This is a genomic window from Pseudomonas sp. NY15354 (genome assembly GCF_048068075.1).
GTDB lineage: Bacteria > Pseudomonadota > Gammaproteobacteria > Pseudomonadales > Pseudomonadaceae > Aquipseudomonas > Aquipseudomonas guariconensis_C.
Window position 1 is genome coordinate 1 of sequence record NZ_JBLUPV010000083.1, and the last position, 261, is coordinate 261.

2 tRNA genes are annotated in these 261 nt (G+C 52.9%); both read right to left on the reverse strand.

Features of this window, described 5'->3' with window-relative positions:
• Positions 1–31: 31 nt before the first annotated feature.
• Positions 32–108, reverse strand: a tRNA-Arg gene (locus ACNFCH_RS25895).
• Between the two features lie 74 nt (positions 109–182).
• Positions 183–259 (reverse strand) — tRNA-Arg (locus ACNFCH_RS25900).
• Positions 260–261: the final 2 nt, after the last annotated feature.

Genomic DNA, 261 nt, shown 5'->3' on the forward strand with positions numbered 1-261 from the left:
CCCGCTCAAATTGAGCGGGCTTCTTGATATATGGCGGACTCAGGAGGATTCGAACCTCCGACCGCTCGGTTCGTAGCCGAGTACTCTATCCAGCTGAGCTATGAGTCCGTAAGGGTGGTATTTTTTGACCAGATTACCACTGGTTGTCGAAGCTGTATTGACTAGCAAAACCGCCTCAAAAGTGGCGGACTCAGGAGGATTCGAACCTCCGACCGCTCGGTTCGTAGCCGAGTACTCTATCCAGCTGAGCTATGAGTCCGT